The organism is Paenibacillus elgii NBRC 100335 (assembly GCF_004000865.1).
GTDB lineage: Bacteria > Bacillota > Bacilli > Paenibacillales > NBRC-103111 > Paenibacillus_G > Paenibacillus_G elgii.
The window spans coordinates 1-823 of record NZ_BIMB01000142.1 but is presented as its reverse complement, the minus strand read 5'-3'; the positions used below and the strand labels follow the sequence as shown (position 1 = coordinate 823).

Annotated in this window: 1 protein-coding gene; it reads right to left on the bottom strand. The window is 52.1% G+C overall.

Annotation, left to right across the window (positions count from 1 at the left end):
• A partial coding sequence (locus tag PEL01S_RS34215) for a condensation domain-containing protein (RefSeq protein WP_255320206.1) occupies positions 1-823 on the bottom strand: 823 nt, incomplete at both ends.

Genomic DNA, 823 nt, shown 5'->3' with positions numbered 1-823 from the left:
CTTCCAAAGACGACATCCTGTATTCCGTTGTAACTCTGCAGCAACATTCCCCAGGCCACTTGCAGCAGCGTATTCACCGTCGCCTGATGCTGCTTCGCCACTTCGTCCAGCCGCTGCGTCAGGTCGCGTCCCAGATCGCAAACAAGTTGCTCCAGCGCGTAGGCTGCCGTCTTGTCTTCTGCCTTGCCTTGAGGCAATACCGGCTGCTGATCGTATCCTTCCAAGTACTTGCTCCAATACCTCGATGCCTCTTCTTCATTCCGCTGCTCGAGCCATTTGATATATTGGCTGTATGGCTGCGCTGGAGCCGGTTCCAGTTTCCGGCCCTGCTCCATTGCAGCATAGGTATCAAACACTTCGTTCGTGACGAGAGGTATACACCAACCATCCATAATGATATGGTGGAAGCTCCACAGCAGCCAGTAGCGTTCCTCTTCCTTATGGAAAATTGCTACCCTCATCAACGAATCTTGAGCCAAGTCAAACCCTCTGGTCTTGTCCTTCTCCGCGTAAGCTGCAAAGTATGCTTCACGCTGTACCTCATTCATCCCGGACAAGTCTTCATAATGATTTTCCAACTTCTTATTGCGGAACACCATTTGAACCGGCAAGTCCCCGCGCGCCGTGTAAAAATTCGTACGCAGTGCGGCGTGCCTTTCCATGAGAGAGTCAAAGCTTTGGACAATCGCTTCCACATTCAAGCTGCCTCGAAGCTCAAAAGTTACCTGCTCGAAGTAAGCTGCCGAATCCGGCTCCAGCTGGCTGTGGAACAGCATACCTTTTTGCATCGGCGTCAGCTTGTATACATCCTCCAGCTCGCCGA